The sequence below is a fragment of the Streptomyces sp. NPDC020884 genome, assembly GCF_044333935.1.
In the GTDB taxonomy this organism is placed as follows: domain Bacteria; phylum Actinomycetota; class Actinomycetes; order Streptomycetales; family Streptomycetaceae; genus Streptomyces.
The window spans coordinates 557,221-570,469 of sequence record NZ_JBIRRY010000004.1 but is presented as its reverse complement, the minus strand read 5'-3'; the positions used below and the strand labels follow the sequence as shown (position 1 = coordinate 570,469).

Genomic DNA, 13,249 nt, shown 5'->3' with positions numbered 1-13,249 from the left:
CTCGCGGGTGTGCGCACCGGCCACATGGGCAGGCGGAATAGCGCAAGTGCAGTCACCGTTGTGCCGGACAGGTCCGAACGGGCAAGGAAGAGGTATGTGAAGCATGAGCACCGTAGAGCTCACCAAGGAAAACTTCGATCAGGTCGTCAGTGACAACGCCTTCGTCCTGATCGACTTCTGGGCTTCCTGGTGCGGCCCCTGCCGACAGTTCGCGCCGGTCTACGACTCGGCCTCCGAGCGCCACCCCGACCTGGTCTTCGCCAAGGTCGACACCGAGGCGCAGCAGGAGCTGGCGGCGGCCTTCGAGATCCGGTCCATCCCGACGTTGATGATCGTCCGCGACAACGTCGCGGTCTTCTCGCAGCCCGGCGCGCTGCCGGAGACGGCCCTGGAGGACGTCATCGGCCAGGCGCGGAATCTGGACATGGACGAGGTACGCAAGTCCGTCGAGGAGCAGAAGCGGGCGGCCGAGGCCGGGCAGGGACAGCCGGAGCCCCAGTAGCCGCCGGGCCGGCGCGCGGCACCGGGTGAGCGGCCCTCGTCCTCAGGACGCCGGCCGCTCTCCCTCGGACTCCGCCACCCGGACCGACATGCCGTAGTCCAGTTCCTCGCCGTCGATGAGCACGGCCTCCACCGTCCGGGTCTCCGGATCGACGTCCGCCTCCATGCCCTCGCCCGCGTACCGGGGGTAGCCCGAGGCCCCCGTCTCTCCGGTGGCGGCCACGACCGCGGAACGGATCGGCCGGCCGGGGGCTCCGGTCCGCGTCCTGCTGTGGTCGGGGATCAGGAGGAGCTCGTAGTTCTGCGGATGGCTCATGCCTCCGACGCTAGACATCCGCCGTGTGCCGCGCATGTCGTCGCGCCGGAGGCGCTCAGCTGGATTCCCGGTGCACGGCGCTGGTGCGGAGCAGGTCGTGATGGACCGGCGACCCGCCCGGGTGCTGGACCATGCGGTCGATCGTCTCGGCCAGCGGCTGGGGCATCGCGAGCTCCATGCGGACGGTGCTCAGCCGGGGGCGCAGCAGCCTGCCGATGAGGGAGTCGTCCGCGCCGATCACCGCCGTGTCGGCGGGGACGGCGACCCCCGCGTCCTGGAGGGCCCGCATCAGCAGCATGGCGTACTCGTCGTCGTACGCGAACACCGCGTCCAGTCCCAGTTCGGGCCAGCGGGCCGCCAGTTGGTGCGCGGACTCCTCCTCGTACCGGAGCGGGAGCGGGCAGACACGGGCCCCCACCGGTTCGGCGGCGCGCCGCGCCCCGGCGAGGCGGGGTTCGGAGAAGGGCGCCCGGCCCGGTTCCTGGGGCATGACCACGCCGATGTGGCGGCGGCCGCGGGCCAGCAGATGTTCCACCGCGCTGCCTCCGACCTGGCGTTGGTCCATGACCAAGCCGTGCGCTCCGGCCACCGGGTCGGGGCCCAGGGTGATCACCGCCTTGGCGCCGGAGCGGGTCAGGATGCCGGTGCCGTGCGGGGTGAGGGCGATGCCGGGCGGTACGACGACGGCGACGGGCCGCAGTTCGGCCCAGGCCGTGGCCGCCTCGTCGGCGGTGAAGCCGACGCTGCCGTACTGGACGACGGTGTAGTCCAGACGGCGCAGCCCCGACTGGAGTTCCTCGAAGAAATACTGGTGCAGCGCTCCCGCCGCTATGTGGCCGGAGGGCAGCAGGACCATGCGGCTGTGTCCGGCGCGCAGGCTGCGGGCAGCCGCGTGCGGCACGTAACCGAGCTGGAGGGCGGCCTCCCTGACCCGGCGTCGGGTGGGTTCGCTGATCCGGACGGTGGCGTTGTTGTTCAGTACGTACGACACGGTGGCCCGGGACACTCCGGCGAGGCGCGCGACATCGGCGCTGGTCGGGACGGAGACTTCGGCGGGCTGCTTGGGTAACTGGCTCATGGCGTCGGGCAGTCTTCCAGACCCGTGGGAGCGGGTTTCGGCCCGGGGCCCGCAGCTCCGGTCACGGTGGCCGGAACGCTGCCCCGCGCCCCTGGTTCGACGCCCCGCTCCCGGGATCGCGCGGTGAAGGTTCTACGGTGTTGCGATGACGTCCCACGACAGCGCATACCGTTCCGACAACCCGTTTGACGTGCCCGGCAGCAGCGGGCCGGCCGCCACCGTCCAGGCCGATCCCGACGACGTGGGTGCCGTGCGCACCTCCTACGCCCCCGACCGTGACGGCGATCCGGACCCCGGCGAGATCGTCTGGACCTGGGTGCCGTTCGAGGAGAACGACGGGCGGGGGAAGGACCGGCCGGTGCTGGTCGTGGCCCGTGAGGAGGCGGGCACGCTGCTCGCCGTCCAGCTCTCCAGCAAGCAGCACGACCGGGACCACGAGTGGGTGGCGCTGGGCGCGGGCCCCTGGGACAGCTCGGGGCGGCCGTCCTGGGTCGATCTGGACCGGGTGCTGCGGGTCCACGAGGACGGGATGCGCCGGGAGGCGTGCGCCCTGGACCGGGAGCGCTTCGACCGGGTCGCCGGGCGGCTGCGCGAGCGGTACGGCTGGAGCTGAGCGTCCCCGCCGCCGCGCGGGCCCGAGCAGGCTCCGCGCGTGCCCCGGAACGCTCCGCGCGGCCCGGCAGGCTCCGCACGGGCCCGAGCAGGCTCAGGTGAAGGCCCGCGCGAAGGCGGCCCGGACGGCGGAGTCGGGGTCCCGGTCCAGGATCCCGAAGACGATCTGCTCGAAGTGACCGCCGAACCGGCCGCCCTCGCCGAGCAGCGCCCGGAACGCCTCCGCCACCTGCGCCGGGTCATTGCGGAAGACCCCGCAGCCCCAGGCCCCCAGGACGAGCCTGCGGTAGCCGCGTACGGCCGCGACCTCCAGCACCCGTTCGGCCCGGGAGGCCAGGGCCGCCGGGATGCGGTGGGCGTCCTCGGGGGTCTGCCGCTGGATCACCCCGGCGTTGGGGGCGGGCGAGGTGAGGAATCCGGCCGCGTACGGGGCGTCCAGGAAGCGGCCCCGGTCGTCGCGGAAGACCGGCACCGCGGGCGAGTGAATCACCCGGTCGGTGTAGAAGGCGCTGCGTTCGGCACGGTGGTGCGCGTAGTACTCGGGGGCGCGCAGGAGCGTCGCGTGGAGGGCGGAGCCGCGGCACAGGGCCTCCTCCTGGGCCTGCGCGCCGTTGAGATAGCCGCCGCCGGGGTTGCGCGCCGAGGCGTAGTTGAGAACGGCGACCCGGCCGGGCCCCTCGCCGGTCATCCGGCGGGCCGCGCCGAGGCTGCTCTCCCCGGTGACCTCGATCCGCGGGACGCGGTCGGTGTCCAGGGCTGCGACGGGCACCGGATCCGGTCCGTAGAGCCGGGTGCCGGACAGTGCGGCGGTCACGGCACGTTCGATGGACACGTCCTGACCTGCTGCGTTGCGGTATGTCCCGGCCTCGACGACCGCTTCCGTCCCGCGCGCGATGCCGCGCAGCCGCGCGCTCACCGGCGCTCCCCCCTGAGGTGCATACGGGGCATGCTGGTAGGGATCCCTTCCTGGGCGCAACCGGATTTCCTTGGCTCGGGGGCACCCTTGTGCGATCTCCGGGTACGGGTTTGGCTGGTAGGTACGCAGCTGAGAAGGAGGCCCTGATGGCCCTGCACATTCCCGGCGCGACCGGCTCGCGCCCGGACGCCGCCCCCCTCGACGAGAGCGGGGCAGAGGATTTACTGCGCGGCATATGCTTCAAGACGGGCCCTCCCCGAACCGTCGGGGTGGAACTCGAATGGCTCATCCACGACCGGGAACGTCCCCACCTGCCGGTCGGCCAGGAGCGGCTGGACAGCGCCGTCGAGGCGGTCCGCGCGCTGCCCCTGAGCGCGGCGCTGACCTTCGAGCCGGGCGGGCAGCTGGAGCTCAGTTCGCAGCCGGCCGGCTCGCTCATGGAGTGCGTCGAGACGACCGCGGCCGACCTGGCGGCGGTCCGCGCCTCGCTCGGCGCGGCGGGGCTCGCGCCGGTCGGGCTCGGCGTCGACCCGTGGCAGCCGCCGCGGCGCAGGCTGCGGGAGCCCCGCTACGACGCGATGGAGGCCGCGCTGGACCGCGTGGGGCCGGCGGGCCGGGCGATGATGTGCACCTCCGCGTCGGTGCAGGTGTGCCTGGACGCGGGCGAGGAGGAGCCGGGGCCGCTCGGTTACGGGCGGCGCTGGCAGCTCGCGCACCTGCTGGGCGCGGTCCTGGTGGCGGCGTTCGCGAATTCGCCGTTCCAGCAGGGCCGCCGGACCGGCTGGCGCTCCACCCGGCAGTCGCTGTGGGCCGACCTCGACCCGGGCCGGACCCTCGCGCCGGGCTGCGGGCGCGCCCCGCGTGAGGCCTGGGCCGCGCATGTGCTGGACACGACGGTGCTGTGCATCCGGCGCGGGACGGGCCCGTGGGAGGTGCCGGAGGGGCTCACCTTCCGCGAGTGGATCCGCAGCGGTTCGCCCCGCCCGCCGGTGCAGGCCGATCTCGACTACCACCTCACCACCCTGTTCCCGCCGATCCGGCCGCGCGGCCATCTCGAGCTGCGCATGATCGACGCGCAGAGCGGGCCCGACGGGTGGCTGGTGCCGCTCGCCGTCGCAACGGCCCTGTTCGACGACCCGGAGGCCGCCGAGACCGTGTACCGCACGGTGAAGCCGCTGGCGGAGACGGCGGGCGCACCGGCCGCCCCGCGCAATCCGCTCTGGACGACGGCCGCCCGTGAGGGCCTCGCCGACCCGGAGCTGCGGGCCGCGGCCGCCGTGTGTTTCGGCGCGGCGCAGTCCGCGCTGGAGCGGATGGGCGCCAGCGAGGCGGTGCGGGACACCGTGGCCGCCTTCACCGACCGCTATGTCGCCCGGGGCCGATGTCCGGCCGACGACCTGCCCGAACCCGGCGATCTGACCGATCTGAGCCTGCTGACCGGTCCCCCCGTGCCGACGACCCCGCCGCACCCCGGAAAGGCGGCCTCCGCATGACCGAGCACCGTGCAGACTCCGAGCGCCGCGAACTGTCGGACGCCTTCGATCCCGCGCGGGCCGCCGGCCCCGCCGCCACCGGATTCCCCGTCGTGCCCGGCATCGATCCGGAGACCCTGCGGCAACGCGCCCTCGATGCGCTGGTGACCGCGCGGACGCGCACCGCCCTGCTCACCGACAGCGTGGACGACGGTGAACTGACCGCCCAGCACTCCCCGTTGATGTCGCCGCTGGTCTGGGACCTGGCGCACATCGGCAATCAGGAGGAGCAGTGGCTGCTGCGCGCCGTCGGCGGCGGAGAGGCGCTGCGCCCGGAGATCGACGGGCTGTACAACGCCTTCGAGCACTCGCGCGCCTCGCGCCCCTCGCTGCCGCTGCTGGATCCCGCCGAGGCGCGGACCTACGCATCCGACGTGCGGGGGCGGGCGCTGGACCTGCTGGAGGGCGCGCCGCTGCACGAGGGCGGACGCCCGTTGGAGCGGGCCGGGTTCGCCTTCGGGATGATCGCCCAGCACGAACAGCAGCACGACGAGACCATGTTGATCACCCATCAGCTGCGCTCGGGTCCGGCGGCGCTCACCGCGCCCGCCCCGCCCGCGCCCGCCGACGCCGGCGCGCTCCCGGACGAGGTCCTGATCCCCGGGGGCCCGTTCACGATGGGGACCTCCGCCGAGCCGTGGGCCCTGGACAACGAGCGGCCCGCGCACCGGCGCGATGTGGCGGCGTTCCATCTGGACACCTCGCCGGTCACCTGTGGCGCCTACCGCCGCTTCATCGCGGACGGCGGATACGGGGAGAAGCGCTGGTGGGCTCCCGAGGGCTGGGCCATGGTCCGCGAACACGGCCTGGTCGCACCGCTGTTCTGGCACCGGGACGCGGGGCAGTGGCTGCGCCGCCGGTTCGGGGTGACCGAGCCGGTTCCGGACGACGAGCCGGTGCTGCACGTCAGCTGGTACGAGGCGGACGCGTACGCCCGCTGGGCGGGGCGGCGGCTGCCCACGGAGAGCGAGTGGGAGAAGGCCGCCCGGCACGACCCCGTCTCCGGCCGCTCCCGCCGCTACCCGTGGGGCGACGAGGATCCGACGCCGGACCGGGCCAACCTGGGGCAGCGCCATCTGCGTCCGGCGCGGTCCGGTGCCTACCCCAAGGGCCGCTCGCCCTCCGGGGCCGGGCAGTTGATCGGCGACGTGTGGGAATGGACCTCCAGCGACTTCCTGCCCTACCCGGGGTTCGCGGCGTTTCCCTATCGCGAGTATTCGGAGGTCTTCTTCGGGCCGGGGCACAAGGTGCTGCGCGGCGGCTCGTTCGCCGTGGACCGGGTCGCCTGCCGGGGCACCTTCCGCAACTGGGACCTTCCGGTGCGGCGGCAGATCTTCTCCGGGTTCCGCACCGCGAGGGATGCCTGATGTGCCGTCATATCGCCTATGTGGGCGATCCGGTGGCGCTCGGTGACGTTCTGCTGAAGCCCGCGCACTCCTTGGTGCGCCAGTCCTGGGAGCCGCGCCGCCAGCGGTACGGCACGGTCAACGCGGACGGGTTCGGCGTCGGCTGGTACGCGGACGGCGACCCCTCGCCCGGACGCTACCGGCGGCAGGGCCCGGTGTGGGGCGACGAGACCTTCGCCGATCTGGCCCGGGTGGTGCGCAGTACCGCGCTGCTCGCCGCCGTACGGGATGCCACCGAGGCGGGTGCGGACGGGGAGGCCGCAGCCGCGCCGTACGCCGCCGGGCGGCTGCTGTTCAGCCACAACGGGGCGGTGAAGGGCTGGCCGGGCTCGCTCGCCGTACCGGCCGCCGCGCTGCCTCCGGAGCGGCTTCTGTCGCTGGCCGCCCGCAATGACTCGGCGCTGATCTGGGCGCTGATCCGGCATCGGACCGACGCCGGGGACGCCGTGTCGCAAGCCGTCGTGGAGACCGTCCGCGAGGTCGCTGCCGCCGCACCCGGGTCCCGGCTGAATCTGCTCCTCACCGACGGGGAGACGATCACGGCCACCGCCTGGGGCGACACCCTGTGGTACCTCACGACACCGGGCCGTCGCACCGCGGTCGCCTCGGAGCCGTACGACGACGACCCGCTCTGGCGCGAGGTCCCCGACCGCACCCTGCTGGTCGCGACCTCCGCAGACGTCCTGCTCACCCCGCTCAAGGAGCCCTCCGCGTGAGTCCTTTCCTGCTGACCCGCACCCTGCCGGTGGACGCGACGGACGCGGCGCTGCGCGCCGATGTCCTCAGCGGTCTGACCCGGCATCCCAAGACGCTGCCGCCGAAGTGGTTCTACGACGCCCGCGGCAGCGAGCTGTTCGAGGAGATCACCCGGCTGCCCGAGTACTATCCGACCCGCGCGGAGCGGGAGATCCTCCAGACCCGCGCCGAGGAGATCGCCGCGGCCTCGGGGGCCCGGACCGTGATCGAGCTGGGCTCTGGTTCGTCCGAGAAGACCCGCCATCTGCTGGACGTCCTGCCCGGGTTGCACAGCTACGTCCCGGTGGACGTGAGCGAGAGCGCCCTGACGGGGGCGGCCGATTCGCTGCTCGTCGAGCATCCCGGCCTGTCCGTGCACGCGCTGATCGCGGACTTCACCGGCGGCCTGGCCCTGCCGGACACGCCGGGGCCCCGGCTGGTGGTGTTCCTGGGCGGCACGATCGGCAATCTGCTGCCGGAGGAGCGGGCGGCGTTCCTGCGGTCGGTGCGCTCGATGCTCTCCCCCGGTGACGCGCTGCTCCTCGGCACGGACCTGGTGAAGGAGGAGGAGACGCTGGTGGCCGCGTACGACGACGCGGCCGGGGTGACGGCGGCCTTCAACAAGAACGTCCTGAGCGTCGTCAACCGCGAGCTGGGGGCCGATTTCCCGCTCGACGACTTCGATCACGTCGCGGTGTGGAACCCGGAGAACCGGTGGATCGAGATGCGGCTGCGTGCCAGCCGGGCGCTGAGCGTCAAGATCCCGGAGCTGGACCTCGTGGTGCCGTTCGAGGCCGGCGAGGAGCTGCGTACGGAGGTGTCGTCGAAGTTCCGGCAGGAGGACGTCCGCGGGGAGCTGGCCGCCGCCGGGCTGCGGCTGGCTCAGTGGTGGACGGACTCGGCGGGGCGCTTCGCCCTGTCGCTGGCGACGGCGGTCTGAGGGGGCCCGAGGGGGTCTCCCGGTCCGAGGACGGCCGCTCGCGCCCGGTGGGCCAGGGCGCGGCGGCCGTCCTCGCCGGCTGCGGGGATCGGCCCGAGGACGTCGACCCGGCCGGTCAGTCCGGCCGCCCGCACCACCCGCCACAGGGAGGCGGCGAGCGGGTCGTCCCCGACGAAGGCGGCGGCGCCCGCGGCCGGGCCGCAGGCGTGTGCGCCGGTGCGGTAGGCGATGCGGACCGGGCGGACCGTCACGCCCGCGTCGATCGCCGCCTGGAAGACGGCGGGCCGGAACGCGCCGCCGCCGCCCCGACCGCACCAGGTGCTGCCCTCGGGGAAGACCACGACCCGGGAGCCGGAGCGCAGGGCCGCGGCGACGGTCCGCACGGCGGCGGGCAGGGCGCGCAGCCGGTCGCGGTCGATGAACAGGGTGCCGCCGAGGGCGGCGAGGGAGCCGAGCAGGGGCCAGCGCCGGATCTCGCTCTTGGCGACCATCCGGCCGGGCAGGACGGAGGCGATCAGCGGGACGTCGAGCCAGGAGACGTGGTTGGCGACGACGAGCTCGCCGCCCGTGGCGCGGTCCGGCGCGTGCCGCCCGACCGTGACGCGTACGCCGAAGGCTTGGGCGACGGCGCGCGCCCAGCGCCGTGTCAGCTCCCTCCGCGGGGCGACGCCGAGCAGCCGGACCAGCGGGACGCAGGCCACCCCGAGCAGCACCAGCGTGCAACCGGCCAGCAGCAGGAGCGCGGCGGGCAGCGGGGCGCGGACGGCTCCGTCGTGCCGGGCGCAGTCGCCCGGGGTGCACGGGGCGACGGGCAGCCAGGCGCTCATCGCAGCGGGGCCAGGGAGAGGAAGTGGCGCAGGTAGCGCGGGTCGGTGCGGCGCAGCGACAGCAGGACGTACAGGTCGGCGACGTTGAAGTCGGGGTCGTACGCCGGGGCTCCGCAGACCTGGGCGCCGAGCCGGAGGTAGCCGCGCAGCAGGGGCGGGAGATCGGCCCGGGAGCCGGCTTCGGGGCCGTGCGCGGAGGAGTCCCAGAGGCGGTGCGGGGTGACCCAGTGCCTCTCGGGCGCGAGGTGTCCCGCGCGTACGGTGTTCCAGCTCCTGGCGGCCTGGGCGCCGCCGTCGGTCAGCGGCAGGGAGCAGCAGCCCGCGATCCAGGTGTGTCCGGTGCGCTCCATGTAGCGGGCGAGTCCGGCCCAGACGAGGGCGATGACCGCGCCGTCGCGGTGGGCGGGGTGGACGCAGGAGCGGCCGACCTCGACGAGGTCGTCGCGGATCGGGGCGAGCCGGCTGAGGTCGAACTCGCTCTCCGCGTAGAGGCGTCCGGCGATCCGGGCGCGGTCCGGCGGCAGCAGGCGGTAGGTGGCGACGACGTCGCCGGTGACGGTCTCGCGGACCAGGAGGTGGTCGCAGTACGCGTCGAAGGCGTCGCTGTCCAGGCCGGGTTCGGGGCCCTCCAGCCGGGCTCCGAGCTCCCCGGCGAACACCAGGTGGCGCAGGCGCTGGGCGGCGCGGACGTCTTCCTGGCAGGTGGCGAGAGAGACCCGGTAGGCCGGTTCCGGGGCGCCGGCGGGGGCGGGGGCCTGCGCGGGGATGTGGGCCTGCGCGGGGGCGGGAGCGGTGGGGAGCGGGGCGTGCGGGGCGGTGGGCAGCACGGTCATGGCGGTCTCCGGGGACGGAAGCGGCGAGGGGAGCTGCCGGGTCGTCGCGGGAGTGCGAAGGCCCGGCCCCCCTACTTCTTCCGTCATCGGCTGGATTCGACGTGACCGCTGTGGGGAGCGGGGATGTGCGACGGCTGAATCCCCAGGGGGCCATGCCCCCGGGGCCCCCGTCCGGGGGGATCAGCCGCTGCCGGTGAGCATGGCGGTGATGCGCTCGGATGCGGCCTTGGCCTCCCGGGCCGGGTCGCCGCCTTCCAGCACGGCCGTCATGTACGGCTTGATCGGGTTCTCCGCCTCCACCCGGGCCCACTGGGAGGAGTTGGGCGTGGCGCGGCCGCGGGTGGCGCCCTCCGCCATCGCCGCGGTGCCCTCGTCGCCTTCGATGACATGGGCCAGGCTCGGCTTGTTGGGGACGTAGCTCATGCCCCGGGCGAGCTCCGTCTGCCACTTCTCGCTCGCCAGCGCCTTGACCACGGCGATACCGGCGCTGCGCTCGTCGGCCTTCTTCGGGACGATGAGGTCGGAGCCGCCGGTGAATACCGAGCCGGGAGCTTTCGCGGACTTCCCGGGAATGGGGAAGTAGCCCAGCTTTCCCTTGAGTTCGGGATTCTTCTGCTCGATGAGCGCGGCGCTGCCCGGTACCGAGATGATCTGCGCGACGTCGCCCTCGGCGAATACGTCGGTCTGCGGGGGCTTCTCCTCGTCGGCGTCGGTCGGGCCGTCGCCGAGCGCCCGGAGTTTCTTGTAGAACTCCATGCCCGCCAGGGCCTCCGGGGTGTCCAGGGCGCCCTGCCAGTCGCCGCCGTTCTCGTCGGCGAGCTCGCCGCCCTCGTCCCAGATGAATCCGGCGAGCACGTACCAGTTCTGACCGGCCAGGTAAATGCCTTGGTTGCCCGCGCTGTTGACCTTCTCGGTGTCGGCGATCCACTCGGCACGCGTCTTCGGGACCGAGTCGATGCCCGCTGCCTCGAAGATGTCCTTGTTGTAGATCACCACCCGGTTGGCCGCGTACCAGGGGATGCCGTACTGCACGCCGTTGATGCTGCCGGGCTGGGCGAGCCCCGGCAGCCAGTCGTCGCTGCCCAGGTCGCGCATCGATTCGAGGGTCAGATCGCGCAGGCCGCCGCTCTCCGCGTACTGCGCGACCTGCGTGTTTCCGACCTCGATCACGTCGGGGGCGTCGTCGCCCTCCAGTGCGGCGATGACCTTGGGCCCGATGCCGCTCCACTCCTGGATCTTGAAGTCCAGCCGGATCGAGGGGTTCTCCTCCTCGTACGAGCGGGTGAACTTGTCCAGGAAGCCGGGCGAGACGCTGTCCTTCATCAGCCAGACCGTCACCGTGCGATCACCGCTGCCCGAGCCCGATATGTAGCCGCATCCGCCGAGTGCGACGGACGAGACAAGCGCGATGGCTCCGGCCAGTATGCGGTTCTTCACGTGGTCACCTTCTGCGAAACGGCACGACGAAATCGGGACCCGGTGTGGGGGGATTGCGGGCGGCGCTCGCACGGGTGGTTGGCCGAATTTTGGTATGGACCAATGAGTAGGTCAAGGCGGACGCCCGTTCCGATTCGCCTCACCCTCCCTCTCGCGGGACACCCCGGATTAGGGCAACGTGGTCACAGGAGAGGAGACAAACAATGGCGAACCACACCTATCGGGTCACCGAGATCGTAGGAACCTCCGAGGAGGGCATCGACGCGGCGATCCGGAACGGCGTCGCAAGAGCGGCGGAAACGTTGCACAATCTCGATTGGTTCGAGATTAATCAAGTTCGCGGCCATATCGAAGATGGCCGAATCGCGCACTACCAGGTCGGCCTGAAGGTGGGCTTCCGTCTCGACGAAAGCGCCTGATCAGGTACGCCCCTCGCGCTCCTGCGCATCCTTCAGCGCCGCCGACGGGTCGGCCCAGCGGGCCCGCACCACGGCGAATCCGGCCACCTCGGCCGCATCGCAGACGAGTTCGTCGTCGTCCACGAGCATGCGCACCCGATCCGTCCGCCCCAGCCGCCGGAGGACGTCCAGCTTCGTCCGGCGCGCGGGGCGCCGGTCGTCGTTGCGCCGCATCAACAGCGTGCCCTCGGGCAACCCCTGCCGGCTCAACCAGCGCACGGTGTCGCGACGGCAGCGCTCGGGCCGTCCGGTCAGATAGACGATGCGGCACTCCTCGGCACTCGCGAGCACCATCCGTACGCCCTCCGGGAGCGGCGGGTCGGCCGCGGCCGCGGCGAAGAATCCGGCCCAGTCCCGCCGCGGACCCTCCAGGAAGTGCTGCCGGTGGGCGGTGTCCGCGAGCGTGCCGTCCAGGTCGAATACGGCCAGCGGCCGTGCGTCGTTGTCCACTCCCCCAGCTTAGGAAGCCGGAGGCGTCGTGCGGGAATCCTGGGCGGACGGCGGTGTTGAAGAGAGCGTGAGCTCTGTGATCGCCTCGACCCGCTTCTCCTTCCTGGACCGTTCCCGCACCCGTGAGGGGCACGACGCCCCCGGGGCGCTGCGCGACACCGTGGAGCTGGCCCGGGAGGCGGAGGCGCTCGGCTTCCACCGCTTCTGGGTCTCCGAGCACCACGGCGTGCCGGGGGTCGCGGGCTCCGCGCCGACGGTCCTGGCGGCCGCCGTCGCCGCCGCGACCTCCACCATCCGGGTGGGCACCGGCGGCGTGATGCTGCCCAACCACCGGCCGCTCGTCGTCGCCGAGCAGTTCGGGGTGCTCGCCTCCCTCTTCCCCGGCCGGATCGACATGGGGCTCGGCCGCTCCGTGGGGTTCACCGACGGCGTCCGCCGGGCACTGGGCCACGGCAAGGAGGACGCCGAGGACTTCCCCGGACGCCTCGCCGAACTGCTCGGCTGGATCGACGGCACCCAGCGGACCCACCCCCGGGTGCACGCCCACCCGGCGGAGGGCCTGAGCATCCCCGCGTACGTCCTGGCGATCGGGGAGGGCGCGTCGGTCGCCGCGGCCGCCGGGCTCCCCCTCGTCATCGGCGATCTGCGCGGCCGGGAGAAGGTGCTGCGCGCCATCGAGGTCTACCGCCGCGATTTCCGCCCCTCCGCCCGCGCCGAGCGGCCCGAGGTGATCGTCGCGGGCACGGTGGCCGTCGCCGGCACCGAGGAGGCGGCCCGCCGGCTGCTCGTACCGGAGGCGTGGGCCATGGCCTACTCCCGTACGCACGGAGACTTCCCGCCGCTGGCTCCCGCCGGGCGCGTCGAGGCCCTCACCATGACGGCCAAGGAGCGGACGCTGTACGAGCGGGGGCTCGACGGCCATGTCCACGGCACCGAGGACCAGGTGGCCGCCCAGTTGGAGAAGGCGATCGAGGAGACCGGAGCCGACGAGGTGCTCGTCACCACCAGCACGTACGACCGTGCGGGACTGGTGGACTCGCTGCGGCGGCTCGCCCGGATCGCCCGCCCGGGGGGCCGGGCCGACGGGCGGGCCCCGCAGCGGGGCCTCGGCGTCCCCTAGCCGCCGGATCCCGTCCGGCCGCCGTCGAGGACCACGCCTAGAATCGGACTGTTCGTCCCTCCCGGTGTCAGCACCCCACGCGTACGGA

15 protein-coding genes are annotated in these 13,249 nt (G+C 73.3%); 8 read left to right on the top strand and 7 right to left on the bottom strand.

Annotated elements, in window-relative coordinates; translation table 11 throughout:
- Nucleotides 1–103: 103 nt before the first annotated feature.
- Nucleotides 104–502, top strand: a complete 399-nt coding sequence (gene trxA / locus ACH4UK_RS16750) for a thioredoxin (protein ID WP_398356946.1) — start codon at nucleotides 104–106, stop codon at nucleotides 500–502.
- A 42-nt stretch (nucleotides 503–544) separates the two neighbouring features.
- Here trxA and ACH4UK_RS16745 read toward each other — a convergent pair whose 3' ends face one another.
- Both ACH4UK_RS16745 and ACH4UK_RS16740 read right to left on the bottom strand, forming a co-directional pair.
- Entirely contained in the window at nucleotides 545–817 is a 273-nt protein-coding gene (locus ACH4UK_RS16745; protein ID WP_398356944.1) for a hypothetical protein, read from the bottom strand.
- Nucleotides 818–872: 55 nt separating this feature from the next.
- Nucleotides 873–1,895, bottom strand: coding sequence for a LacI family DNA-binding transcriptional regulator (locus ACH4UK_RS16740; RefSeq protein WP_398356943.1), 1,023 nt, complete (start codon nucleotides 1,893–1,895; stop codon nucleotides 873–875).
- 145 nt (nucleotides 1,896–2,040) lie between these two features.
- On the opposite strand from ACH4UK_RS16740, the gene ACH4UK_RS16735 reads away from it, so the two are divergent.
- Nucleotides 2,041–2,508, top strand: a complete 468-nt coding sequence (locus tag ACH4UK_RS16735) for a type II toxin-antitoxin system PemK/MazF family toxin (protein ID WP_398356941.1) — start codon at nucleotides 2,041–2,043, stop codon at nucleotides 2,506–2,508.
- Between the two features lie 93 nt (nucleotides 2,509–2,601).
- On the opposite strand, the gene ACH4UK_RS16730 is transcribed toward ACH4UK_RS16735, so the two are convergent.
- On the bottom strand, nucleotides 2,602–3,423 hold the full coding sequence (locus tag ACH4UK_RS16730; RefSeq protein ID WP_398356940.1) for a TIGR02452 family protein: 822 nt from the start codon (nucleotides 3,421–3,423) through the stop codon (nucleotides 2,602–2,604).
- A 146-nt stretch (nucleotides 3,424–3,569) separates the two neighbouring features.
- Here ACH4UK_RS16730 and egtA point away from each other — a divergent pair, with 146 nt between their 5' ends.
- From egtA to egtD, 4 genes are read left to right on the top strand one after another with little or no spacing between them, the layout of a single operon-like run.
- Nucleotides 3,570–4,916, top strand: a complete 1,347-nt coding sequence (gene egtA / locus ACH4UK_RS16725; RefSeq protein WP_398356938.1) for an ergothioneine biosynthesis glutamate--cysteine ligase EgtA — start codon at nucleotides 3,570–3,572, stop codon at nucleotides 4,914–4,916.
- Complete coding sequence (gene egtB / locus ACH4UK_RS16720; protein WP_398356936.1) at nucleotides 4,913–6,322, top strand: ergothioneine biosynthesis protein EgtB; 1,410 nt, start codon at nucleotides 4,913–4,915, stop codon at nucleotides 6,320–6,322. The genes egtA and egtB overlap by 4 nt, the downstream gene beginning before the upstream one ends.
- Nucleotides 6,322–7,077, top strand: a complete 756-nt coding sequence (egtC, locus tag ACH4UK_RS16715; protein WP_398356934.1) for an ergothioneine biosynthesis protein EgtC — start codon at nucleotides 6,322–6,324, stop codon at nucleotides 7,075–7,077. Before egtB ends, egtC begins: the two co-directional genes overlap by 1 nt.
- The gene (egtD, locus tag ACH4UK_RS16710; protein WP_398356932.1) at nucleotides 7,074–8,036 is read left to right on the top strand and encodes an L-histidine N(alpha)-methyltransferase; all 963 of its coding nucleotides are present in this window, start codon (nucleotides 7,074–7,076) and stop codon (nucleotides 8,034–8,036) included. Before egtC ends, egtD begins: the two co-directional genes overlap by 4 nt.
- On the opposite strand, the gene ACH4UK_RS16705 is transcribed toward egtD, so the two are convergent.
- From ACH4UK_RS16705 to ACH4UK_RS16695, 3 genes are all read right to left on the bottom strand, one after another.
- Nucleotides 7,979–8,863 carry a lysophospholipid acyltransferase family protein gene (locus ACH4UK_RS16705; protein ID WP_398356931.1) on the bottom strand — a complete coding sequence of 295 codons (885 nt, stop codon included), beginning with the start codon at nucleotides 8,861–8,863 and terminating at the stop codon, nucleotides 7,979–7,981. The two genes, egtD and ACH4UK_RS16705, sit on opposite strands and share 58 nt — an antisense overlap.
- Nucleotides 8,860–9,696 (bottom strand): GNAT family N-acetyltransferase, encoded by an 837-nt coding sequence (locus ACH4UK_RS16700; RefSeq protein ID WP_398356929.1) that lies wholly within the window; start codon nucleotides 9,694–9,696, stop codon nucleotides 8,860–8,862. Before ACH4UK_RS16700 ends, ACH4UK_RS16705 begins: the two co-directional genes overlap by 4 nt.
- 180 nt (nucleotides 9,697–9,876) lie before the next feature.
- Entirely contained in the window at nucleotides 9,877–11,133 is a 1,257-nt protein-coding gene (locus tag ACH4UK_RS16695) for an extracellular solute-binding protein (RefSeq protein ID WP_398356927.1), read from the bottom strand.
- A gap of 203 nt (nucleotides 11,134–11,336) precedes the next feature.
- On the opposite strand from ACH4UK_RS16695, the gene ACH4UK_RS16690 reads away from it, so the two are divergent.
- A complete protein-coding gene (locus tag ACH4UK_RS16690) occupies nucleotides 11,337–11,552 on the top strand; it encodes a dodecin (RefSeq protein WP_003964580.1) in 216 nt (71 codons plus the stop codon).
- Here ACH4UK_RS16690 and ACH4UK_RS16685 read toward each other — a convergent pair whose 3' ends face one another.
- Nucleotides 11,553–12,041: a hypothetical protein gene (locus ACH4UK_RS16685; protein ID WP_398356925.1), complete on the bottom strand. Its 489-nt coding sequence runs from the start codon at nucleotides 12,039–12,041 to the stop codon at nucleotides 11,553–11,555. It lies immediately after the preceding gene.
- 67 nt (nucleotides 12,042–12,108) lie between these two features.
- Here ACH4UK_RS16685 and ACH4UK_RS16680 point away from each other — a divergent pair, with 67 nt between their 5' ends.
- A complete protein-coding gene (locus tag ACH4UK_RS16680) occupies nucleotides 12,109–13,161 on the top strand; it encodes an MsnO8 family LLM class oxidoreductase (protein WP_398356923.1) in 1,053 nt (350 codons plus the stop codon).
- Nucleotides 13,162–13,249: the final 88 nt, after the last annotated feature.

Coding starts and splice junctions, on each gene's coding strand:
- ACH4UK_RS16705 (WP_398356931.1), bottom strand. CDS start 8,863: ATGAGCGCCTGGCTGCCCGTCGCCCCGTGCACCCCGGGCGACTGCGCC.
- egtB (WP_398356936.1), top strand. CDS start 4,913: ATGACCGAGCACCGTGCAGACTCCGAGCGCCGCGAACTGTCGGACGCC.
- ACH4UK_RS16690 (WP_003964580.1), top strand. CDS start 11,337: ATGGCGAACCACACCTATCGGGTCACCGAGATCGTAGGAACCTCCGAG.
- ACH4UK_RS16735 (WP_398356941.1), top strand. CDS start 2,041: ATGACGTCCCACGACAGCGCATACCGTTCCGACAACCCGTTTGACGTG.
- ACH4UK_RS16700 (WP_398356929.1), bottom strand. CDS start 9,696: ATGACCGTGCTGCCCACCGCCCCGCACGCCCCGCTCCCCACCGCTCCC.
- egtC (WP_398356934.1), top strand. CDS start 6,322: ATGTGCCGTCATATCGCCTATGTGGGCGATCCGGTGGCGCTCGGTGAC.
- ACH4UK_RS16740 (WP_398356943.1), bottom strand. CDS start 1,895: ATGAGCCAGTTACCCAAGCAGCCCGCCGAAGTCTCCGTCCCGACCAGC.
- egtA (WP_398356938.1), top strand. CDS start 3,570: ATGGCCCTGCACATTCCCGGCGCGACCGGCTCGCGCCCGGACGCCGCC.
- ACH4UK_RS16745 (WP_398356944.1), bottom strand. CDS start 817: ATGAGCCATCCGCAGAACTACGAGCTCCTCCTGATCCCCGACCACAGC.
- trxA (WP_398356946.1), top strand. CDS start 104: ATGAGCACCGTAGAGCTCACCAAGGAAAACTTCGATCAGGTCGTCAGT.